This window comes from Agrobacterium leguminum (assembly GCF_015704895.1).
Taxonomy (GTDB): Bacteria; Pseudomonadota; Alphaproteobacteria; order Rhizobiales; family Rhizobiaceae; genus Agrobacterium; species Agrobacterium leguminum.
Genome location: NZ_JADQWB010000006.1, coordinates 137,183 through 158,770, shown reverse-complemented (window position 1 = coordinate 158,770; position 21,588 = coordinate 137,183). Strand labels below are relative to the sequence as shown.

The 21,588-nt window shown below is 60.7% G+C and carries 19 protein-coding genes; 11 read left to right on the top strand and 8 right to left on the bottom strand.

Going from position 1 to position 21,588, the window contains the following annotated elements; genetic code table 11:
* Positions 1 to 18: 18 nt before the first annotated feature.
* Positions 19 to 609, top strand: coding sequence for a recombination regulator RecX (recX, locus tag I3J13_RS11640; RefSeq protein WP_196378892.1), 591 nt, complete (start codon positions 19 to 21; stop codon positions 607 to 609).
* An 18-nt stretch (positions 610 to 627) separates the two neighbouring features.
* Here the strand turns inward: recX and I3J13_RS11635 are convergent, their stop codons facing one another.
* From I3J13_RS11635 to I3J13_RS11610, 6 genes are all read right to left on the bottom strand, one after another.
* On the bottom strand, positions 628 to 1,026 hold the full coding sequence (locus tag I3J13_RS11635) for a c-type cytochrome (protein ID WP_196378891.1): 399 nt from the start codon (positions 1,024 to 1,026) through the stop codon (positions 628 to 630).
* A 95-nt stretch (positions 1,027 to 1,121) separates the two neighbouring features.
* Positions 1,122 to 1,649, bottom strand: a complete 528-nt coding sequence (locus I3J13_RS11630; RefSeq protein ID WP_003522107.1) for a DUF992 domain-containing protein — start codon at positions 1,647 to 1,649, stop codon at positions 1,122 to 1,124.
* Between the two features lie 248 nt (positions 1,650 to 1,897).
* Complete coding sequence (locus I3J13_RS11625) at positions 1,898 to 2,707, bottom strand: ATP-binding cassette domain-containing protein (RefSeq protein WP_035263594.1); 810 nt, start codon at positions 2,705 to 2,707, stop codon at positions 1,898 to 1,900.
* A 34-nt stretch (positions 2,708 to 2,741) separates the two neighbouring features.
* A complete protein-coding gene (gene fhuB, locus I3J13_RS11620; RefSeq protein ID WP_196378890.1) occupies positions 2,742 to 4,706 on the bottom strand; it encodes a Fe(3+)-hydroxamate ABC transporter permease FhuB in 1,965 nt (654 codons plus the stop codon).
* Positions 4,703 to 5,605: an iron-siderophore ABC transporter substrate-binding protein gene (locus I3J13_RS11615; RefSeq protein WP_196378889.1), complete on the bottom strand. Its 903-nt coding sequence runs from the start codon at positions 5,603 to 5,605 to the stop codon at positions 4,703 to 4,705. The genes fhuB and I3J13_RS11615 overlap by 4 nt, the downstream gene beginning before the upstream one ends.
* A 28-nt stretch (positions 5,606 to 5,633) precedes the next feature.
* A complete protein-coding gene (locus tag I3J13_RS11610) occupies positions 5,634 to 7,796 on the bottom strand; it encodes a TonB-dependent siderophore receptor (protein ID WP_196378888.1) in 2,163 nt (720 codons plus the stop codon).
* Between the two features lie 157 nt (positions 7,797 to 7,953).
* Here I3J13_RS11610 and I3J13_RS11605 point away from each other — a divergent pair, with 157 nt between their 5' ends.
* From I3J13_RS11605 to I3J13_RS11585, 5 genes are all read left to right on the top strand, one after another.
* On the top strand, positions 7,954 to 8,865 hold the full coding sequence (locus tag I3J13_RS11605) for a LysR family transcriptional regulator (RefSeq protein WP_196378971.1): 912 nt from the start codon (positions 7,954 to 7,956) through the stop codon (positions 8,863 to 8,865).
* 243 nt (positions 8,866 to 9,108) lie between these two features.
* The gene (locus tag I3J13_RS11600; RefSeq protein ID WP_059755951.1) at positions 9,109 to 9,372 is read left to right on the top strand and encodes a spike base protein, RCAP_Rcc01079 family; all 264 of its coding nucleotides are present in this window, start codon (positions 9,109 to 9,111) and stop codon (positions 9,370 to 9,372) included.
* Positions 9,373 to 9,559: 187 nt separating this feature from the next.
* Positions 9,560 to 11,227 (top strand): phosphoethanolamine--lipid A transferase, encoded by a 1,668-nt coding sequence (locus I3J13_RS11595; RefSeq protein ID WP_196378887.1) that lies wholly within the window; start codon positions 9,560 to 9,562, stop codon positions 11,225 to 11,227.
* Positions 11,228 to 11,292: 65 nt separating this feature from the next.
* Complete coding sequence (locus I3J13_RS11590) at positions 11,293 to 11,946, top strand: response regulator transcription factor (RefSeq protein ID WP_020010073.1); 654 nt, start codon at positions 11,293 to 11,295, stop codon at positions 11,944 to 11,946.
* A 22-nt stretch (positions 11,947 to 11,968) separates the two neighbouring features.
* Positions 11,969 to 13,306, top strand: coding sequence for a sensor histidine kinase (locus tag I3J13_RS11585; RefSeq protein WP_196378886.1), 1,338 nt, complete (start codon positions 11,969 to 11,971; stop codon positions 13,304 to 13,306).
* A gap of 62 nt (positions 13,307 to 13,368) precedes the next feature.
* Here I3J13_RS11585 and I3J13_RS11580 read toward each other — a convergent pair whose 3' ends face one another.
* The gene (locus tag I3J13_RS11580; RefSeq protein WP_003522096.1) at positions 13,369 to 14,673 is read right to left on the bottom strand and encodes an MFS transporter; all 1,305 of its coding nucleotides are present in this window, start codon (positions 14,671 to 14,673) and stop codon (positions 13,369 to 13,371) included.
* Positions 14,674 to 14,963: 290 nt separating this feature from the next.
* On the opposite strand from I3J13_RS11580, the gene I3J13_RS11575 reads away from it, so the two are divergent.
* The 5 genes from I3J13_RS11575 to I3J13_RS11555 all read left to right on the top strand — a co-directional run bounded on the left by I3J13_RS11575 (position 14,964) and on the right by I3J13_RS11555 (position 20,504).
* Positions 14,964 to 16,073, top strand: coding sequence for an RHE_PE00001 family protein (locus tag I3J13_RS11575; RefSeq protein WP_196378885.1), 1,110 nt, complete (start codon positions 14,964 to 14,966; stop codon positions 16,071 to 16,073).
* Positions 16,074 to 16,328: 255 nt separating this feature from the next.
* Entirely contained in the window at positions 16,329 to 16,559 is a 231-nt protein-coding gene (locus I3J13_RS11570; protein ID WP_003522093.1) for a helix-turn-helix domain-containing protein, read from the top strand.
* Between the two features lie 232 nt (positions 16,560 to 16,791).
* Positions 16,792 to 18,042 (top strand): adenylate/guanylate cyclase domain-containing protein, encoded by a 1,251-nt coding sequence (locus I3J13_RS11565; protein ID WP_196378884.1) that lies wholly within the window; start codon positions 16,792 to 16,794, stop codon positions 18,040 to 18,042.
* A gap of 213 nt (positions 18,043 to 18,255) precedes the next feature.
* Positions 18,256 to 19,248, top strand: a complete 993-nt coding sequence (gene iolG / locus I3J13_RS11560) for an inositol 2-dehydrogenase (protein ID WP_196378883.1) — start codon at positions 18,256 to 18,258, stop codon at positions 19,246 to 19,248.
* A gap of 371 nt (positions 19,249 to 19,619) precedes the next feature.
* Positions 19,620 to 20,504, top strand: coding sequence for a DMT family transporter (locus I3J13_RS11555; protein ID WP_196378882.1), 885 nt, complete (start codon positions 19,620 to 19,622; stop codon positions 20,502 to 20,504).
* A gap of 21 nt (positions 20,505 to 20,525) precedes the next feature.
* On the opposite strand, the gene I3J13_RS11550 is transcribed toward I3J13_RS11555, so the two are convergent.
* Complete coding sequence (locus I3J13_RS11550) at positions 20,526 to 21,581, bottom strand: ornithine cyclodeaminase (RefSeq protein WP_196378881.1); 1,056 nt, start codon at positions 21,579 to 21,581, stop codon at positions 20,526 to 20,528.
* Positions 21,582 to 21,588: the final 7 nt, after the last annotated feature.

Genomic DNA, 21,588 nt, shown 5'->3' with positions numbered 1-21,588 from the left:
CCGCGCTATAAAAGCGGAATGAATGACGATTCCAGCCCCTTCCTGACCGACGACATGGCCGTGGACGGCGAAGCGCCGGCTGTCGAGCCCACCAGCCGGATGCTGTCCTGGGCGCGCAATTCCGCCCTCTACCGGCTGGAACAGCGCATGATGACGGAAAAGCAGCTGCGCGACGCCATCATGCGCAAGGCGCGGGAAAAATTCGAGGATATCAGCCCGGCGCAGGTCAGGGCGCTCGGGGAATTTGCCGTAACCTTCGCTTATGGCATCAAGGCGCTCGACGACACCGCCTATGCGGAAATCGCCGTGCGAAGCGGCCAGCGCAGCGGCAAGTCGAAGCGCGGGCTCGCGCAGAAACTTCAGGTTAAGGGCATTGCACGGGAAACGGCCGCCGTTGCGCTTGAAGAGACCGATGATCTGGTCGCAGCCGTCATCTTCGCCCGCAAGCGCGCCTTCGGGCCGTTTCGCCGTGTCGAACTGGACGAGAAGCGCAATGCCAGGGAATTCTCCGCCTTTGCCCGCAACGGCTTCGGCTTCGAGATCGGCGCGAAGGTCATGGCGATGACCTTCGAAGAGGCGGAGGAGATTATTGCTGAAGCACCGCTCTGACGGTTATTGCGACAACGGTTATTGCGACATCGGACGCGTTTTTAGATAGGCGATCAGATCGGCAATATCGGTTTCACTCCATAGGCCGAAAAAACGCATCGCATTCCCGGGTATCGCCTTCTTCGGGCTGGCGATGAATTTTTGCAGTTCCTCCTCCGACCACACCCGGCCAGCCGCGCCGGCATCCTTCAGCGCCTGCGAATAATGACCGTAATCGGTCACGGAAGCCATCGGCCTGCCGACGACACCCATCAGATGCGGCCCCATGCGGGTGCGTGGGGTGTCGACGCTGTGACAGGTGGAACAGCGGCTGAAGACCTTCTCCCCATGGGCCGCATCGCCCTCGGCAAAAGCGGCTGTCGCCAAAAGGAAAGAACAGGCGGTAACCGCCGCGACACTTCTGAATATGGAAATCATGGCCCGGATAATACAACGCCCTCTCCGTCTGACAACGAAGAGGGCGTTTTTTGACATGCGACAGAATGCCCGGCAGGGGCCGGGCACTTTGCCGATCAGTTCATGGCCGTGAGCGTCACGGAGGTGCCGGTGGCGGCGAGGTTGAGACCAACCTGACCCGTCACGCTGACCGTCTGCAGCTGGATGGAGCCGGACGTGCCGCCAACGAGAACGTTGGTGCCGACGCCAAGACCGACGGTGACTTCAGCCGTTGCGCCCTGATAAAGGCCGCCGAGCGAACCGCGATGGTAACCGGCGGTCGGGGCGAAAACGGCCCAGACCAGACGGCCCTGCGTGGTGAAACCGAGGTCGACACCCATCTTGCGGATGGCGCCGGTGTAATGGTCGGTGCGACGGGCGCCCATGGTGGACTGGAAGGTGCAATCCAGTTCCTTGGCCGAGCCGAGAACGTAACCGACGCCGCCGCCGATATCGCAGGTGAGGTAACCGATCTTGACGCCGTTGCGATCGTCCTGCTCCTGCGGAGCCGGCTCATATCTTGCAAGGTCGGCAGCGAGCGCGGATGCGGTTCCGCCGAGGCCCATCGTCAATGCGGCAAAAGTTACGGCAACAGCCTTTTTCATCTGATTTTCTCCTGTTTTATTCCTACCCGCAGCAGCCCTTCTTGCCCTCTCCGGATATTGAATTCCGCACTGTTAACGTTTGTTCCCTGAAATCGATCCAAAACAACTTAATTGGAGGCGATGAAAGCGGAACGGTTAACAATGTCTGATGGCGGTAGGATGCCATTAAGACATTGTTAGGGCGGGAAATGCGTGCGGAATCGCCATCAACAGCCAGCGTTGCCGGCCGTTGTTTTGCTGCAACAACCTCAAAGCGGCAGGGCGACGGGAAAGCCGGTGGCGGCATGGGTCATGACATCCATGCGGACGCCATAGATGCGCTGCAGCGTCTCCGGCGTCATGATCTCCTGCGGCGTTCCCCGTGCGATAAGCTGGCCGGAATGAAGCGCGACGATCTCATCGCAGAAGCGCGCCGCCATGTTGACGTCGTGCAGCACGACGATGACGCCGAGACCCTTTTCGCGCGACAGTCTCTGCACCAGCGAAAGCACTTCGATCTGGTGCGCCATATCGAGTGCGGAGATGGGTTCGTCGAGAAGCAGGCTTTCGGCGTTCTGGGCCACCAGCATGGCGAGCCATACGCGCTGGCGCTCGCCGCCCGAAAGCGTATCCACCAGCCGGTCGCGGAAGGCGACGGTGTCGGTGAGTTCGATCGCTTCGTCCACTTTCTCCTGATCGGCTTTGGTGAACTGCCCAAGCGCGCCGTGCCAGGGATAACGGCCGAGCGCCACCAGTTCCTTGGCCAGCATGCCGGAAGCGGCCGGCGTATATTGCGGCAGATAGGCGAGCTTTCGCGCAAATTCACGATTGCCCCATGCGCCGAGCGCCTTGCCTTCGAATGAGACCCTGCCCGCCGTCGGCTCCTGAATCCGCGCGAGAATCTTGAGCAGCGTGGATTTTCCCGAACCGTTATGACCGATCAGTCCGATGGTCTTGCCGGTCGCAAAACTGGCTGTCAGCGGCTGCAGCAATGTCCTGCCCGGCACCTCCATGGTCACGCCGTCGAGAGAAAAAAGCGGAATATCGTCATAATCGACGGCAAGTGCTGCCTGACCCATGGTTCTCATCTCCGTACATCGTTCAAAAAATTCATCATCGCCTGCCTGAAAGCCAGATCAGATAGGGCGCGCCGGCAAGCGCCGCAAAAAGCCCGAGCGGCAGTTCATAGGGAAAGGTGACTGTCCGTGCGCCGAGATCGGAAAGCGCCATCAGCACCGCGCCGAACAGGAAGGAAGCGAAGAGATGGTCGCGCGGCGTGGTGAAACCGGCGCGAAGTGCAATATGCGGCGCCATCAACCCGACGAAACTTAAGGGACCGACGAGCAGCGAGGCGGCCCCGGTGGCAATGCCCGCCACCGCGATGACGGCGATGCGCGCCGCGCCGAGCGGCAGGCCGAGGGAGAGCGGCACATCCCGCCCGAGCGGCAGGATCGTCAGCCAGCGCGTGACCGACAACGCGCCCGCCAGCAGCACGATGGAAAGAATGGCGAGAAAGATCGCTGAAGCCGGTGTCGCCGTCGAACCCGAGCCGCTGAGCCAGGCGAGGATCTGCCATGCCCGCTGGTCGCCAATGGCAAGCAGCGCCGAGAGAACGGCCGAGCAGAGCGAACTGATGGCAATGCCCGCGAGCAGGATTTTTTCCGGCGCGAGGTGTCGGCGCATGGAAAACAGCAGGACGAGGATCATGACGGCCGCAGAGCCGATGCCGGCGCCGCAAAACAGTTCGAAAAGACCGGCGGCCGGAAAAATCGTGATGGCAGCGGCAAAACCGAGGCCTGCACCGCCGCTGACGCCGATCACCTCCGGGCTTGCCATGGGATTGCCGGTAAGCCGCTGGAGAAGCGCTCCCGCCATGGCCAGAAGTCCGCCTGCGGCCACGGCCGCCACCAGCCGCGGCCAGCGGAACGGCAGCAGGCTTTGCAGATCGTCAGCCTTCAGCACCGTCCAGCCATCGGGCCCCTTGCCGATGGCGAGCGCTGCAAAAACCAGCCCCGCCATGACGGCCAGTACCGGCAGCAGGGCCGTAAGCCGGCGTCTTGTCGCCAGCTCGACGCCTTCACCGCGATGCACATCGGTCGGCCGGATTTTCGGCAGCAGCCACAGAAGCAACGGGCCGCCGATCAGGGCCGTTACCGCGCCGGTCGGGAAAACTTCGGCCGTCGTGCTTGCCAGAAGCTGCACGAGACCGTCGCAGAACCACAGCAGCAGGCCGCCCAGAAGCGGGGAAACCAGGAGCACCGAAGATGAACGCCGCACACCGAGCGCCCGGGTGAGCGCAGGTGCTGCAAGGCCGATGAAGCTGACGAGACCGACCGCCGAGGCAACGAAGGCGGCCAGCATGACCGCGACGGCGGCGACCGCCAGCCTGATTGAGAACAGCGAGACGCCGAGCGATCGCGCACCGGCATCGCCGAGACCGAGGACCGTCAGCGGCTTAATCAGCAGGCCGGTCAGAACGAGCCCGGCAACAAGCTGGAAACCGAGGGACAGGGCGTTCGACCAGTCCTGCTGGCTGAGCGAGCCGCCGTTCCAGACGACCAGCGACATCAGATATTCGCCCTGCGCCAAGGTCAGCGCGGCCGAAACGGACGCGGCGGTGATGCCGACCAGCAGCCCCGACACCACCATGGTCACCGGCTCGAAGGAGCGTCGCCAGCCGAGAAGAAACACAATGCCGGCCGCACCGGCCGCACCGGCAAGCGCCACCAAGACGCGGTTGCCATCCAGCACCGACGGAAAGAACAGCGTGGCGATGACGATGGCCAGCTGCGCGCCGGCCGAGATGCCGAGCGTCGAAGGGTCGGCAATCGGATTGCGCAGCAATTGCTGGAACAACGCGCCCGACAGGCCGAGCATCGCGCCCGCCAGAATGGCGACCGCCACGCGCGGCATCAGGCTGAAGGCGAAAATCACCTGATCCATCGACATGGTGGCGGCATCGAACGGCAGGCCGGGCCATGCACCGAAAGGCAGCCGCAGCAGCCCGGCATGCAGGGAAAGGCCGCAGGCCAGAACGAACAGCAGCCCGAAGAAAAGCTGGAGAGGCCGCGCCGTCACAGGGCTTCTCCCTGCGCCGAGAGCGCTTCGGTCAGAAGCCGCGCAAAGCGCATGCCGGCGGTGATGCCGCCATAGGGGCCGACATTGCCGAGCGTGACCACCCGGTTTTCCTGCACGGCAGGCAGCGCGCGCCATATGGCGCTGCTGCGCAAGGTTTCCCGCGCCTCGACCGGAATATCGGAGACGATGACGATGCGCGCATCGGGCAAAGCGGCGAGGTTTTCAAGCGGCACCGGGGCCGCGAAGGTGAATTGCGAACGATCCACCCAGGCATTGGCGAGCCCCAGCCGGCCAAGAACATCCCCGAACATGCTATCCGCACCGAAAGCGCGAAAATGCCGGGCGTCGCCGATATTGATCACATAGGTCGGCCGCGCCGCGAAACCGGCAAGGCGGGTCCGCATGGCTTGCAGCGCCGCTTCCGTTTCGCCCAGCACCCTGCGCGCCTCATCGGCCCTGCCGAGCTTGTCGCCAAGGGCTGAAACCGCCGCCAGCGCCTTTGCGAAAGGCGGTTCGCCCTTCACGTAAAAGGGCAGCGAGAAGACCGGGGCGATCGCTTCCAGCCTGCCGGTATAGCGGGTGTAGAAGGGCGAAATCAGAATGAGATCGGGCCGGCTCAGTTGCAGAAGCTCGAAATTCGGCGCACCGCGCAGGCCGAGATCGGCGACGGTTGCAGGGATTTCCGGCTCGACCGCATCCACCCGGAACTGGATGAGTTCGGTCGCCGCCACCGGCATGACGCCGAGTGCAACGGCGGTTTCCAGCATGGCCCAGTCGATGGCGGCGAGGCGTGGCGTGACCGCCGCGCGCGCCTTGCCAGCAAGAGCCGAAGCAGCGAGCAGGCCTAAAAATTCCCGCCGCCCCCAAAGGGGGGACATCCATCGATCCTTGCGCGTCATGCCCCTGCTGCTTCACTTTGATATGGCGTCACCAACGATAGGTCAGCTTGCCCATAACCGTTCTTCCGTCACCGTAATAGCATCCGAAAGTGGAGCAACTAGAAATATATTCTTTATCAGTCAAGTTTTGCACCAGAAGCGAGGCGCGGTAGCCGTTTTTCTCGTAATGCACGCCGAGATCGAGCAGGGCGAGGCCCTTCATCTCGAAGGTATTGGCGGCATCGCCATAGCGTTTTCCGACATAACGCACACCGCCGCCGATACCGAAACCCTCAAGGGCGGTATCTTCCGGGAAAGTGTAATCCAGCCAGAGGCTTGCGGCGTGCCGGGGCGTGCTGTCCAGCTCCTTGCCGTTGTTCACACGGCCGGAGACCTCGCTGTCCATGTAGGTATAGGCCGCGCGCAGGTCGAGCCCGTCGGCAAGGCTTGCGACGCCTTCAAGCTCGAGGCCTTTCACATGCGCCTCGTCCATCTGCTGCGTCACGCCGCCCACCGTTGTCGTGACGTTTTTCTGTGTCAGATCGTAGATCGCGGCGGAAAAGAAACCGTCGAAACCCTCGGGCTGGTATTTGACGCCCGCTTCCCATTGTTCGCCGGTGGTCGGTTTCGGCGCATCGCCGACAGCCGGCTGCGGCACCGGCTCGAAGGAGGTCGCGTAGCTGACATAGGGCGCGATGCCGCCATCGAACAGATAGCTGACGCCGACGCGGCCGGTCAGCTTGTGATCGTCCTTGTCGAGCGAACGGTAGGCGGTGCCGTTGAAGGTCGTGCCGCTGGTGCTTGCCCAGTCCTGCCGCAGGCCGGCGGTGACGCGCCAGTTCTCGAAGGCCATCTCGTCCTGCGCATAAAGGCCGATCTGGGAAATATCCGTCTTCACATCGGCATAAAGCGTGCGCGAGGTGAGGCTGATCGGCCCGCCATAGACCGGATTGACGGGATTGAGCGGCGTCGCGGCCCAGAATTCGGTTTTAACGTTATTGTCGAAATAACGGTAGTCCAGCCCGACAAGCAGGGTGTGGTCGATCGGCCCCGTGGAGAACTCCGCCTGCAGGTTGTTGTCGATGTTGAAAGTGTTCAGCAGCTCGTCCTGGAACGTCGCATTGCGGCGGATGAGATTGCCGATCATGCCACTATTGGTCGAAGACATGCCGAGCGCGCGGTAGGACCAGTCGAAATTGGAATAACGCGCATTCTGCCGAAAGGTGAAGGTCTCGTCGAAACGGTGCTCGAATTCATAACCGATATTGGTGAATTTGCGGCTCGACGTATCGAAGGACGGATCGCCGACATAAAAGCTGCGGTCCAGCATATTGCCGGGTCTGAGATAGGTCAGCGCCGGCGGCAGGCCGGAGGGCGAACTCGGATTGTCGTGCTGATAGGAGGCAAGAACCGTCAGCTTCGTATCCTCGTCCGGCTGCCAGGTCAGCGCCGGTGCGATGAAATAACGGTCGTTCTGCAAATTGTCCGTCTGGGCATGGGCGTTGCGCGCAAGGCCGGTCAGGCGATAGGCGAAACTGTCGTTATCCGCCACCGGGCCGCCAATATCGAACATCGACTGGTAATAGTCGAAGCTGCCGATCTGCACACCGACTTCGCCGAACCGTTCGAAGGTCGGCCGCTTGCTGATGAGATTGATGAGGCCGCCGGGATTGCCCTGACCGAAAAGAACGGAAGCAGGCCCGCGAATGACTTCCACGCGCTCCAGACCGTAAACCTCATAGGAGGGCGCACCGGCGGTGCGCATCAGCCGCAGACCGTTCAGGAACTGCAACTGGTTTCCCTGGAACCCGCGAATGCGCGGCGCATCGAAACGCGGATCCGCCCCAAACGGCTGCGCGACGACACCCGGAACATAATTCAGCGCCTCGCTGAGATTGCGAACGTTCTGAGCATCCATCTGGTCCTTGGTGATGACGGATACGGATTGCGGTGTCTCGATCAGGGATCGCCCCGTCTTGGTGGCGCTGGCGCTGGTTTTCGCCACATAGCCTTTCACGGGCGCCTTGGAATCCTGATTTTTGGCGCCCTCCACGGTGATGGTCTGCAGCACCGTCGTACCGGCCTCCTGCGCAAAGGCGGAAGCCGGGGCCAAAAAGGCCACATAAGCGACGACGGCGCAACCGCCAGCCAGAATGGAAATGTGTTTGGTTTTTCCCTGCACCCCAAGACCCTTCTTCACCCGCGCCACCATAAGGCGGTATTTTTCTGGAGAATTTAAGTCATCTTATTACGCAAGGGACGGATTGCGATCCAATAAGCGCAGCCGGTTTTTTTCAGAACTATTGATTATGAAAACTCACGGCGATAATAGCTTGGAATTATTCAAATCTGCCGGAAAGGCCGTGACGATGGGCAGGAAACCGGCAAGCCGGGCAGAAACGTTCGAATTACGCCACCTGCGCTATTTCACCACGCTGGTGGATGAACGCAATTTCGAGCGCGCCGCCGCCCGCCTCGGCATTGCCCAGCCGGGTTTGAGCCAGCAGATCATGGCGCTCGAACAGATTGTCGGCATGCCGCTTCTCGACCGCACGCGCCGCTCGGTGAAGCTGACCACGCCCGGCCAGCTTCTCTACGAGGACGCCCGGAAGATCCTCGCCAATGCCGAGGCGACGCTTGCGGCGCTCAAACGCGTCGACCGCGGCGAAACCGGGCGCATCTCCATCGGTTATGTCGCCTCGGCCGCCTATTCCGGCCTGATGATCCGGTCCATCGCCAGTTTCCGCGCTTCCCATCCCGATGTGGAGCTGCAATTGATCGAGATGGAGATGCGGCTGCAACTGGCCAAGATTGCCGACGGCAATCTGGACTTCGCCTTCATCCGCCCGCCCGCGCCTGTTCCGGAAGGTGTGACAACCCATGTGGTGCTGCGCGAACCGCTGATGGCCGCACTTCCTGAAAACCATCCTCTGGCCTTTGCGCTGCAGGTCGATCTGAAAAACCTTGCCGGCGAGACCTTCATTACTCCTCGGCAACCGCCGGATGTCGGCTTTCACTACAATACGATAGAGGCCTGCAATGAAGCCGGGTTCCAGCCGGCGATCACCCCGGAAGGCAGGGACTACACCACGATTGCCAGCATGGTGGCCATCGGCCTCGGCGTCGCGCTGGTGCCGCGCTCGCTTAATTGCCTGAGGCTGCCCGGTGTGCACTACGTGCCGCTTGCCGCCAATTCCACGACCTCGGACCTCGCCATCGCCCACCGGAAAACGGAAGCCTCTCCCGCCGTCAGGGCCTTCATTCTCCATATGCGCAATTGAAGCGGCAGCACCCGCCCGCCTGTCGATCCCGTGAACGAAAAATCCACCATCATCCGTTTGCGCCGCATCGGTAGCAACAGGCGGGGGCGGCGTAACCGCATGGGATTGCGAAAAGAATGACGCTATTGCAGGCAGGCCCAACACGAGGCCGAAATCCTGTCCGGATATTTCCTGTCCCCGCTTTTCCCCGCGGCCGCAGTGCACCCCATAATCGCGGCAGATTTCGATTTACGGGAGACAGCAATGGCTGAGACTTACGAACACCACGCCGCCGGCCTCGAATCCCCGGCGTCCCACGCTTTCGATGTGGTTCCGGACGATACGAGCCCGCTTCCTTCCCCCACCCGCGCCATCTATGTGGGCAATGGCGGCCATCTCTGCCTGACCCTGCTTTCCGGGGCGACGGTGACCTTCCAGAACCTGCCCGCAGGCAGCCTGCTGCCGGTCAGGGCCACGCGCATATTCGCAACGCGCACCACCGCCACAGGCATCGTGGGCCTCAATTAAGGGCTCTATCGTCTCGACGATCTGAAACACCACCACCGAGCGGCCACGACGGAGTGTGACACTTTCATGACAAGCTTTCAGGTTGATGTCAGCAAAATGACGCATCCGCCATTGATCGGCCCATGCGGCAGCCTGGACGGCGGCGTTTTCGCCCCGTCTCCGTTGCCGCCGGCCTATTGGAAATCTGGTGGATCTGACAGTGGCTCTTTTTACCGCGAAAGCGACGGGAACAGTAACATATCGTCCAGAAATCGGCAGCGTGCCGCTCAGCCTGCTGACGGCGGCCTATCTGCTGTTTTTCACGAACCGGACATTCTGGTCGAAGGTTCACACCTATCTTTCAGCCTATCCGGTCGCCATTGTCGCGCTTTATGCCGCCATGGCCGCCTTTCTCGGCGCCCTCATCATCATTTTTTCCGCCAAATATCTCATCAAGCCTTTTCTGATCGCCCTTATCTTCGCGGCGGCCGCCGCTTCCTGGTTCATGGATCGCTACGGCATCGTCATCGACAGCGACATGATCCGCAACGCCATGGAGACGACACAGGCGGAAGCCGGCAATCTGATCACGCCCGGCTTTCTCTGGCACATGGCGATTTACGGACTGGTGCCGTCCCTCCTCATCGTCGCCGTGCGTGTGCGCCACCGGCCGATCCTCGACAAGCTTTTGTGGAACACGATCAGCATCCTGATCTGTCTTTCCATCGCCGGCATCATCAGCTTCGCCAATTCCAAGACCTTCACCACCGCCGTGCGCCAGCACAAGGATATCGTCAAAAGCGTCAATCCATTGTCGCCGATCATGTCCGCCATTCATTATTTCACGCTGGCGGGCAAGGAAGTCGATATTCAGGTCAGCCCGGTCGGCGGGGATGCGAAGGTCCTGCCTTCATTGGGCGGCGTCCGCAAACCCCGCATCACCGTCATCGTGGCGGGCGAGACGGCGCGGGCCGCGAACTTTTCCCTGAACGGCTATGGGCGCGATACCAATCCCGAACTCGCAAAACGCGGCGTGATCTATTTTCCGAACACGACCAGCTGCGGCACCGCGACGGCGATTTCCATTCCCTGCATGTTCTCGAAGTTCCCGCGTTCGCAATATAGCCACAAAAAGGCGCTCGCCAATGAAAACGTCATGGATGTTCTCGTCCATGCCGGGGTCAGTGCGACATGGCTGGACAACAATACCGGCAGCAAGAACGTGGCCGACCGCATCCCCTATTTCGACCTGCCCTCCACCAATGACAGCCGCTTCTGTACCGGCGGGGAATGCCGCGACGATATCTTCTTCGACAAGCTCGACTCCTGGCTCAACAACGTCACCAGGGACAGCGTCATCGTGCTGCACCAGATGGGCAGCCACGGGCCGACCTATTATCTGCGCTATACCGACGAATTCCGTAAATTCACCCCGGATTGCCGCACGGCCGAGCTTGGCAACTGCTCCGACGCGGAGATCGTCAACTCCTACGACAACACGCTTCTTTATACCGACCATTTCCTCTCGACCGTTATCGACAAGCTGAAGGCGCGTTCCGACAGGCTGGCGACGGGCATGATCTATGCCTCGGACCACGGCGAATCGCTTGGCGAGAACGGCGTCTACCTGCATGGCGCGCCCTATCTGCTGGCGCCCGACCAGCAGACCCATGTGCCGTTTCTCGTCTGGTTCGACGATGACTTTGCGAAATCCATGGGGCTCAACAAAGCCTGCCTCGCAAAAACCGCGGCAGAGGGCGGGCGCTCGCACGACAATTATTTCCACAGCATTCTTGGCATGATGAACATCTCCACTTCGGTCTACGATCCCTCGCTCGATGTGTTCGGCGGCTGCACCCAGCGGCAGAACAGCTGAAACACCGTGCTTGACGCTTATCCGGAGAAAGAGATACGCAGGACGAAGCGATAGAGGGAGCTGTCTTGCGGGTTCTGCTTGTTGAAGACGATCATGTGCTGGGCGAAGCGCTGCGGGATCATGTCGCGGCGGCGGGTCATGCTGTCGACTGGTTCAAGACGCTGGGCGACGCCATGGCGGCGACGCTGACGATGGGTTACGGCCTCATCCTGCTCGACATGCGCCTGCCGGATGGCGAGGGCATCACCCTTCTGCAAAGCTTGCGCCAGCGCGACGACGCAACGCCGGTGATCATTCTGACGGCCCATGACCAGGTCTCCGACCGGATCGCCGGGCTGAACGCCGGTGCGGACGATTATCTGGTCAAACCCTTCGATCTCAATGAGCTTTCGGCCCGCATGCTGGCGGTCTCGCGCCGTTACGAAGGGCGTTCCGCTCCCGTCATCCGCCTGCCCGGCATCGAGATCAACCAGGTGGCACGCAATATCACGGTCGATGGAACGGCGCAGACGCTGAGCGCCCGGGAATGGGCCGTGCTGGAAAAACTCGTCGAACATCCCGGCGCGGTCGTCTCGAAAGCGCAATTGCACGACACGCTTTACGAATTCGGCGCGGAAATAGAAAGCAACACGGTCGAGGTCTATATCAGCCGGCTGCGCAAGAAAATCGGCCATGACCGCGTCGAAACCGTGCGCGGCGTCGGCTACACCATCAGATAGTCAGAATTACAAGCAGGCAGAAATGGCCAGACCGACCAGCATGACCCGCAAGCTCGTGACGGCGCTGACCAGCGTTGTCGCCATATCCTGGCTTCTCGCCTGCGGGCTGGGCGTCATGGTGATGCAGGACGAGTTCGCCGAGATTTTCGACGCCGGCGTTGAGGAAACCGCCGAAAGACTGCTGCCGCTATTGGTGGACGACCTCAGGGAAAACAATACCGCACCTGCCGCGCAAAAGCTCAACCAGACGTCGGAACGGGCGGAATATCTGACCTATCAGGTGCGCGACCGGGAAGGACAGGTGGTGCTGCATTCGCATGACAGTTCGACGGAGCCTTTCGAGGTCTCGCTCGAACCCGGTTTTTCCGAAACCGCGACCCAGCGCATCTTTACGGTTGCGACACCGGACGGTAATTATTTCCTGCAGGTCGCCGATGCCTTCGCCAATCGCCGCGAGGCGATCCAAGAGGCGGGTACCGCGCTGCTTCTCCCCGTTCTCATCCTCATTCCCGCCAGCATTTTCGCCGTCATTGTCGTGGTGCGCAGAACGCTGCGACCGATACAGACCCTGCGCGACGACATCGGCAAAAAGGACGGCGGCAATCTCGCGCCGCTGCCGACGCAACCCTTTCCGGGCGAGCTTCATCCCATTGCCCGTTCGGTCAATCTGCTGCTCGGACGATTGCGATCGGCAATCGAGGCGGAACGGGAATTCACCGCCAACAGCGCCCATGAATTGCGCACGCCGATTGCCGGCGCGCTGGCGCAGGCGCAGCGGCTGCATGCCGACATTCCGCCGGAACTTGCGCCGCGTGTGGAAAACATCGAAAAATCCCTTCAGCATCTCGCCCACCTGGCCGAAAAACTGCTTCAGATGTCGCGCGCGGAAGCGAGGATCGGGGTCACCGACACGGCAAACGATCTCATCCCCGTTCTCGAACTGGTTATCGATGACATGATGAGAACGGCCATCGGTTCATCCCGCATCCGCTTCACCAATCGCTGTGAAGGCGGCCTGTCCTGCAGGATCGGCGCGGATGCCTTCGGCATCATCATCCGTAACCTCCTCGAAAACGCGCTGATCCACAGCCCGGCGGAAAGCCCGGTGCAGGTCGTCGCCGAAGCGGACGGCACGATCCGCATCGTCAATTCCGGGGCAGCGATCGACGCGGCGCTTCTACCCAAGCTGACAACGCGTTTTACCAGGGGCCAGACCACGGCGGACGGAACCGGGCTTGGCCTTGCCATCGTCAAGAGCCTGGTGGAGCAGGCCGGCGGAGAGCTGGTGCTTTCCTCTCCGGCGCCGGGCCGGCAGGACGGTTTTGAGGCCCGCATCGTCCTTCCCGCCGAAACCGCCTGAATGCTGAAAAGAAAAAGCCCCGTCGGAAGGACGGGGCTTTTTCCGGTCTGGATGGCGGTCGCTCAATCCTCGTGAATATGGCTGTGATCGCGCGTGTCGCGCATCTTCACATAAACCACCAGCGACAGGGCGATCATGATCGTCACATACCAGAAGAACCAGTTTTCGTGGCCGATCTGCTTGAACTTCAGGGCCACGAATTCCGCCGTTCCGCCGAATATGGTGTTCGCCAGCGCATAGGGCAGAGCCACGCCAAGCGCGCGGATATGGGCGGGGAACATTTCCGCCTTCACCACCGCATTGATGGAGGTATAGCCGGTGACGATCAACAGGCCGACCAGCACGAGAGCGAAAGCCATGATGGGATCGGTCGTCGTCGAAAGCGTGCTGAAGATCGCATAGGTGAACAGCGTTCCGAGAATGCCGAAGCCGACCATCAGCGGCTTGCGGCCGATCTTGTCGGAAAGCGCACCCGCAATCGGCTGGCACAGCATGAAGACGAAGAGCGCCGCCGTGGTGATTTCCGTGGCGCTTTCCTTGCTGAAGCCGGAGGTGTTGACGAGGAATTTCTGCAGATAGGTCGTATAGGCATAAAAGGCGAGCGTGCCGCCGGAGGTGAGCGCCATGACCATCAGCGCCTCCCTTGGATAGTGCTTGAACAGCGCCCATCCGCTGGACTTCGGCTTGTCGGCAGCGCCGGTCTTGGCATTTTCGAAGGACTGCGTCTCGACAAGGCCGCGACGGATATAAAACACCGCAATCGCCAGAAGGCCGCCAATGAAGAAGGGAATGCGCCAGCCCCAAGAGCCGAGCTGTTCCGGCGTCAGGACCCGCTGCAGCACCAGAAGCACCGCCAGCGCCAGAAGCTGACCGGAAATAAGCGTCACATACTGGAAGCTGGAGAAGAAACCGCGGCGGTTCTTGCCGGCCATTTCGCTGAGATAGGTTGCGCTGGCGCCATATTCGCCGCCGACGCTGATGCCCTGCAGAAGCCTTGCGAAAACCAGAATGGCCGGCGCGGCAATGCCGATCGCCTCATGGCCGGGCGTAATCGCGATCAGCAGCGAACCGAGACACATCAGCGTGACGGACAAGGTGAGACCGGCCTTGCGGCCCTTGCGGTCGGCATAGGTGCCCATGAACCAGGCCCCGATGGGCCGCATCAGAAATCCGACGGCGAAAACGGCGGCTGCACTCAGGAGTTCGGCGGTCTGGTTTCCGGAAGGGAAAAACACCGGCGCGAAATAAAGGGTGAAGGCCGAATAGACGTACCAGTCGTACCATTCGACGAGGTTGCCCGCCGATCCGCCGATAATGGATTTCAAACGGGTTTTCTGGTCCGGCGCGGTGGCGGGACCATTTGCCATAATATTCACGGGTAAACTCCAATTCATCTTCGTCTGGAGATGGAAGGGCGAACGGAAGGTGTGATAATTTGTCGCTCTCGGTGGGGGTATATACCCGTCATGTTGCAGTGCGCAAGTTTATACCGCGTCGCGATATTGCCGAAAAACCAGCCATGGCGGCTGAAACCCTGCGGATTCCCGGCCTTCCGCCACCCTTTTTTCAGCGGATTTTCGGGTGGAAACCTCAAAAGTAAAACCGCCCGACTGTGATCCGCCTTGTAAGCCGCCCGCGCTCAAACTAAAAAATATCAATGATTTACGATATATCGGACGTCCAGATCGAAAAGCTCCTCATTGCCGCCGCCCGTGCGGGCGAGGCGCTGGCGCGGCTGGACGAGCGGATCGACCGATCACCGATGAAACACGGCTTCATCGAAAGACAGGATTTCACCGATGCGATTTCCTCCATGTGGGTGGATGGCGAACTCGTCCACATGGAAGATCTGGTGCTGCATGACGCGCATATGGATGTGCGCGCACCAACCCATGAAATGACGGCGGCGCACCGGATTCTCCGCTCGAGACGGCTGATCTTTTCCAATGCCCCCGGCTGGGCCTTTACCGCGCCGGGCCTTTCACGGCTACGCGGCAGGGCGGCACTTGCCGAAGAGCCAGTATCTCCCAGACAAACACTCGATCACTCCCGCGATGAAGAAGCCGATGCGGAGGAGGAAACATCGCTGGATGGCGCTTTTTCCGAGCTGGATGCGCTTCTGGCGCGAAGCGCGGCAACGCTCGACGCGATCACCACCGGCAGCTCGCTTCCGGCGATGCACAGGGAGGAAAGCCATGCGATCATCAACGAACCCGACTGGGACGAGGATGAGCGGCTGAAAGAATGGTGGGACGTCCATGCGCGGACGGAGGAACTGCCGGCGATTCTTCGCACCGCCATCCTTCTCGACGCCTGGAACATGATCGAGGTGCTGCAACGCAGCCCCTGGCTCGGCCGGCTTCTGGCCTCCGCCTTTCTGCGCGACGGCGCCGTCACGCCCGATCACCTGCCGGCCCTCAGCGCCGGTCTCCGCGCGGTCCCGCGGGAGCGCCGGCACGCCCGAAACCAGACGCAGCGCGTTCTCGCACTTCTCGACAGCTTTTACGAAGCGGCGCAGGCCGGCATGAAGGAACATGACCGGCTGGCCCATGCGCGAGAACGCATGATGCGCAAGCTGGCCGGCCGGCGCTCCTCCTCGCGCCTGCCGGAACTCGTGGAGCTTGTCGTCTCCCGACCGGTGGTTTCGGCGGCGATGATCGTCAAGGAACTCGGCACCACGCCGCAGGGCGCGATCGGGCTCGCCAACCAGCTGGAACTGCGGGAAGTGACGGGTCGCGGCCGGTTTCGCGCCTGGGGCATGCTGTAGCAAAAGCCGCCCCCGCCCCTCGCGAGAGCCCGGAAAACGGCAGTATTTCGGCCTTTTTCCGGCAAAGACGTGCCGCAGGGATGCAGCGATCACGAATCTTAACAAAATTTAACTATTGCGTAGGTCGATGAAGCCGCTATGTTCCTCGCTGCGTTGCAGCACCGATTTTCTTCTCCGGCAACGCGGTCGCATTCGGCCCCGGCAACTTTTCTTTGCCGCCCGCATTTAAGTGTCCATTCTGAGGGAGATGCAATAATGACAATTTCAATCTCACAACCCGATTCCGATCACGAAACCGATGCTCCTTTTGCCAAAAAGGTTCTCACCGCGCGCAATCTCGCCGGATATACGGTCGAACAGCTTGCCGTGACCTGCGGCCTGACGACCAGCGAAATACGCGCGCTCGAAGACGGCACGGACAGCGATCCGCTGCGCATCAGACGCGTTGCCGCAGCACTTCATATTCCTGTCGAAACCGTTATCTGATCCACCTTAGCGATCATCAAAAATCTCAGCGCCGCCGGGGACGATGTTCCCGGGAACATCCGGGCGGCGCGCGTGGCCCGATGCCGCCTATCCCTTCCGGAACATTTTCCGCGCCCCTCTCTTAACATTTTCGTTATCCGGCACCACATGGGGTTCACGAGCGACCATGTTCGGCCGAGTGCGACATGCGCCCCGCTTGTGCGAGAGCAGCAACAACCTCCGGAATCCTGCCATGACACTAAGTCTCGACACCGAAGAACGGGTTTCTTCAGCATTGGATGAATTGTGGCCAGCGGAAAAGACGGAAATTCTCGACTGGCTGATCACCGGCACCAAGGACGAACGCTTTATCGACGAGATATTCGTCGAGCTCTGCAACAGGCTGCGGGCGAGTGGAATTTCCGTGGCCCGGGGCGTGCTCGCTTTCCGCATTCGCCATCCGCAATGGCTTGGCGCGCGCATTCTGTGGAAAGCCGGTCTGTCCACCGCTGAGATCGCCACCTATGGCTATGGGTCTGAAAATACGCCCGAATATCTGAACAGCCCGATCAACGACATTCATCAGGGCGCCACCGAAGTTCGCCACCGGCTGAACGGAGAGGACATCGATGAGCCCGGCTATACGATCTACGAAGACCTGCGGGCCGAGGGGCTGACGGATTATTGCGCCTGGCCGATCGAGCACACTTTCGGCAAGCGCCATGTCGCCACCTTCTCCAGCGACCGGCCCGGCGGTTTTTCCGACAGCGAAATCCTCGCCTTGAAAAACCTGCTTCCGGCGCTCGCACTCGTCAGCGAAATACGCCTGAAAAACCGCATGACGCGCACCCTTCTGGAGACCTATGTGGGGCCGCATGCGGGCGAAAAGATCCTCAATGGCGCCACCACGCGCGGCAGCGGCATGACGGTGGGTGCGGCGATCCTGATCTGCGACCTGCGCAATTTCACCCATATTTCCGACCTCTGGCCGCGTGACGATGTCATCGAGCTTCTGAACGGTTATTTCGACGCCATGTGCGATCCCATCGAGGAATTCGGCGGCGAAATCCTGAAATTCATGGGCGACGGGCTGCTGGCGATTTTCCCGCTGAGTGACCCGCAGGCCTGCGAAAACCTGCTGAAAGCCATCGCCAGCGCGCAGAAGAGCCTCGTTGCGCTGAATGAAATCAATTGCCGCAAGGGCCACGATCCCCTGGGTTACGGCATCGGCGTGCATGTCGGCGATGTCATGTATGGCAATATCGGCTCGAAAACCCGCCTCGATTTCACCGTCATCGGCCCTGCCGTCAATATCGCCTCGCGGCTGGAAACGCTGACCAAGGAGACCGGGCGCAATGTGCTTTTCTCCGAAGAGTTCGTGCGCATGGCCGGATATCAGGGAAAGCTGGAAAATCTCGGCCCATGGCTGCTGCGCGGCCTCGAAACCCCGGTCGAGGTATACGCCCTGCCCCATAATCCGGCCCTGACAGCTTCGGCCGATTGAATATCGCGAGGGGCTTTTAACGACACCGGCCATCCGCGCCGCATGACCTTCCCGAAGGAGTGATTTCGGCCGTCTGGATCATCGTCAAAACGCTTGACACGTCTGCGATGTCGATCTAGCAAAATGGAACATATATTCCATATCGAAATATTGCTTGCATTCATATTCTGTCTTTCCGGGAGTGAGAGACGGGTGTGAGAAACCGGAGGAAAGATGGTTACGAAATTGGCACTGCTCGGCGCTGGACGGATCGGCAAGGTCCACGCCAAGGCGATCACCACCGACAGCCGTGCGCAGCTGGTGGCCGTTGTGGACGCCATGGCCGGTGCTGCGGAAGCAATCGCCCGCGAGGCGCAGTGCAAGGTCAGCACGATCGATGAGGTTCTGGCCGACAAGACGATCGACGCCGTCATCATCTGCACCCCGACCAACACCCATGCCGACCTGATCGAGCGTTTCGCCCGCGCCGGCAAGGCGATCTTCTGCGAAAAGCCCGTCGATCTCGATGTCGCCCGCGCGGAAGCCTGCGCCAAGGTGGTCGAGGAAACCGGCGCGAAGGTGATGCTCGGTTTCAACCGCCGTTTCGACCCGCATTTCCAGGCCGTTCACAAGGCAATCGACGATGGCCGCATCGGCAAGGTGGAAATGGTGACCATCACCAGCCGCGACCCCGGCCCGCCGCCGGCCGAATATATCAAGGTCTCCGGCGGCATTTTCCGCGACATGACCATTCATGATTTCGATATGGCCCGTTTCCTGCTCGGCGAGGAAGTGGAAAGCGTATTCGCCACCGGCTCCGTCCTCGTCAATCCGGAGATCGGCGCGCTGGGTGATTTCGACAGCGCCAGCATCATCCTGACGACGAAAAGCGGCAGGCAGGCGATCATTTCGAATTCCCGCCGCGCGACCTATGGTTACGACCAGCGCATCGAAGTGCACGGTTCGCTCGGTTCGGCAGCGGCCGAAAACCAGCGTCCGGTTTCCATCGAAATCGCCAATGCGGATGGCTACACCCGCCCGCCGCTGCATGATTTCTTCATGACGCGTTACACGGCGGCCTATGCCGCGGAAATCACCGCCTTCATCGACAGCATCGAAAACAATGTCGCGCCGTCGCCCTCCATCAAGGACGGTCTGATCGCGCTGAAACTGGCCGACGCCGCGTTGAAATCCGCGACCTCGAAGGCGGCCGTGAAGATCGGCTGAAGGCCTTAAGCGCGACGCCGCATGTGGGCATGAACCCCACCAGACATGTTGCCGTCATCCTCGGCCTTGTGCCGAGGATCTAAACACGTCGAATACAACCAGCAAGTCGCAGATCCTCGGGACAGGCCCGAGGATGACGTCGGTGCAATTGGCATGAATTAAAGACTTGCGCCTTTTCGAGAAATCTAAACCAGACAGTAGCGCAGGCTAAGCCGGCAATCCGCCTGCCGAAAACGCAGCTTCCACACTTGCATGGCAGCTATTCGGAAAATAAGGTTGTCTGACAAGGTACGGCCGTAACATATGGCTGTTACCCACCTCATTCACCCCGAATACTCTTTTGCCGACGGCAGTCGGATAGCGGTTTTTTCATGCCATCACCCAGGACCGGCTTTCTTTATGCGCTTGTCGCTTTCACGATCTTTGCGGCGCAGGATGGCATATCGAAACATCTGGGCAGCGTCTATCCGCCGGTTTTTATCGCCATGCTGCGATACTGGGCCTTTGCCGTCTTCGTTCTTTTGATGGCCGCAAGGTCGGCGGGCGGCATTCGGGGCGCCGTCATGGCCAATCGTCCCTGGCTGCAAATCGGCCGCGGCGTGCTTCTCGCCGTGCAGATCGTCATTTCGATCTTCTCCTTCGCCGTCGTCGGGCTGGCGCACAGCCATTCCATCCTTGCCTCCGCACCGCTGATCGTTGCGGCGTTGTCCATGCCTTTGCTGGGAGAACATGTGGGCTGGCGGCGCTGGAGCGCCATTTTTGTCGGCTTCATCGGCGTTCTCGTCATCCTCAAGCCGGAGGGAGACGGTTTCGACAACCGGCTGATGATCACCTTCGTGGCCACCTTCATGCTTGCGCTCTACAGCGTCCTGACCCGCCTCGGCAGCAAAAGCGATTCGGCGATGACAAGTTTCTTCTACACCGGCGTGGCCGGTGCGGCGGCCCTGACGCTGGTCGGCCCGTTTTATTGGGTCAGCATCGAGCCGCAGGATTGGGGCTGGATGCTGGCGCTGTGCATTACCGGCATGAGCGGCCATTATTGTCTGATAAAGGCGTTCGAACTGGCGGATGCAGCCTCCGTGCAGCCCTTTTCCTATTATCAGCTGGTGCTCGTCTCCATCATTGGCGTCACCGTCTATGGCGAAGTGGTGACGTCCAATATGGTCATCGGTGCGGCGATCGTCATTGCCGCCGGCCTCTTCACCATCTGGCGCGAACATGTTGTTGCCCGCAAGAACCGCCGGGAGACGAAATAGGCAGCCGGCGCTGGAAAGACCCTAGACGAGCGCCGCCTCACACCGCAGCAGCATACCGAACAGATCACGCGGCTCATCCGGGTCGGCCAGCAGATCGAGCTCCGTATAAAGCCCGGTGGATGGCAGCTTCGAGCGCACGTAACGCAGTGCCGAAAAATCTTCCGTCGCGAAGCCGACGCTGTCGAACAGCGTGGTCTGTCGATCGCTTGCCCGCCCCTGCTTTTCACCGGTTATGACCTGCCAAAGCTCGATGACGGGATAATCCGCCGGCAATTGCTGGATTTCACCTTCAATGCGCGTCTGGGGCGGATATTCGACGAAAATATCGGATCGAAGCAGAATATCCCGATGCAACTCCGTCTTGCCGGGGCAATCGCCGCCAACGGCGTTGATGTGAATACCGGGTCCGACCATGTTGTCGGTCAGGATCGTCGCATATTGCTTGTCGGCGGTGACGGTGGTGATGATATCCGCCCCTTCGACCGCTTCCTGTGCGCTCTCACAGATCTTGATGGCAAAACCCTGCCCGGCGAGATTGCGGGCGCATTTTTCGCTGGCGGACGGGTCGATATCGAATAGCCGCAGCGTGTCTATGCCAAGAATCGCCTTGAAGGCGCGCGCCTGGAATTCGCTCTGGGCACCGTTGCCGATGATGGCCATGGAGCGGGAGTTTTTGCGGGCGAGATATTTCGCGGCGACGGCGGAGGTGGCGGCGGTGCGCAGCGCCGTCAGGATCGTCATCTCGGTCAGAAGCAGCGGATAACCATTGCCGACATCGGAAAGCACGCCGAAAGCCGTCACCGTCTGGCGGCCTTCCTTCATGTTCTTCGGATGGCCGTTGACATATTTGAAGCCGTAAAGCGTGCCATCGCTGGTCGGCATCAGTTCAATGACGCCTTCCTTCGAATGCGAGGCGATGCGCGGCGTCTTGTCGAAGCTTTCCCAGCGGCGGAAATCCTCTTCCACCGCATCGGCAAGCTCGCGCAGGAACGTATCGATGCCCACGCGCAGCACGAGTTTCATCATGTGATCGACGCTGACGAAGGGCACGATATTGAGGTTCGGTATCACGGTCATCGCATCA

Coding starts and splice junctions, on each gene's coding strand:
- I3J13_RS11600 (WP_059755951.1), top strand. CDS start 9,109: ATGGCTGAGACTTACGAACACCACGCCGCCGGCCTCGAATCCCCGGCG.
- I3J13_RS11585 (WP_196378886.1), top strand. CDS start 11,969: ATGGCCAGACCGACCAGCATGACCCGCAAGCTCGTGACGGCGCTGACC.
- I3J13_RS11610 (WP_196378888.1), bottom strand. CDS start 7,796: ATGGTGGCGCGGGTGAAGAAGGGTCTTGGGGTGCAGGGAAAAACCAAA.
- recX (WP_196378892.1), top strand. CDS start 19: ATGAATGACGATTCCAGCCCCTTCCTGACCGACGACATGGCCGTGGAC.
- iolG (WP_196378883.1), top strand. CDS start 18,256: ATGGTTACGAAATTGGCACTGCTCGGCGCTGGACGGATCGGCAAGGTC.
- I3J13_RS11605 (WP_196378971.1), top strand. CDS start 7,954: ATGGGCAGGAAACCGGCAAGCCGGGCAGAAACGTTCGAATTACGCCAC.
- I3J13_RS11615 (WP_196378889.1), bottom strand. CDS start 5,605: ATGACGCGCAAGGATCGATGGATGTCCCCCCTTTGGGGGCGGCGGGAA.
- I3J13_RS11580 (WP_003522096.1), bottom strand. CDS start 14,673: ATGGCAAATGGTCCCGCCACCGCGCCGGACCAGAAAACCCGTTTGAAA.
- I3J13_RS11625 (WP_035263594.1), bottom strand. CDS start 2,707: ATGGGTCAGGCAGCACTTGCCGTCGATTATGACGATATTCCGCTTTTT.
- I3J13_RS11630 (WP_003522107.1), bottom strand. CDS start 1,649: ATGAAAAAGGCTGTTGCCGTAACTTTTGCCGCATTGACGATGGGCCTC.
- I3J13_RS11555 (WP_196378882.1), top strand. CDS start 19,620: ATGCCATCACCCAGGACCGGCTTTCTTTATGCGCTTGTCGCTTTCACG.
- I3J13_RS11575 (WP_196378885.1), top strand. CDS start 14,964: ATGATTTACGATATATCGGACGTCCAGATCGAAAAGCTCCTCATTGCC.
- I3J13_RS11570 (WP_003522093.1), top strand. CDS start 16,329: ATGACAATTTCAATCTCACAACCCGATTCCGATCACGAAACCGATGCT.
- I3J13_RS11565 (WP_196378884.1), top strand. CDS start 16,792: ATGACACTAAGTCTCGACACCGAAGAACGGGTTTCTTCAGCATTGGAT.
- I3J13_RS11550 (WP_196378881.1), bottom strand. CDS start 21,581: ATGACCGTGATACCGAACCTCAATATCGTGCCCTTCGTCAGCGTCGAT.
- I3J13_RS11635 (WP_196378891.1), bottom strand. CDS start 1,026: ATGATTTCCATATTCAGAAGTGTCGCGGCGGTTACCGCCTGTTCTTTC.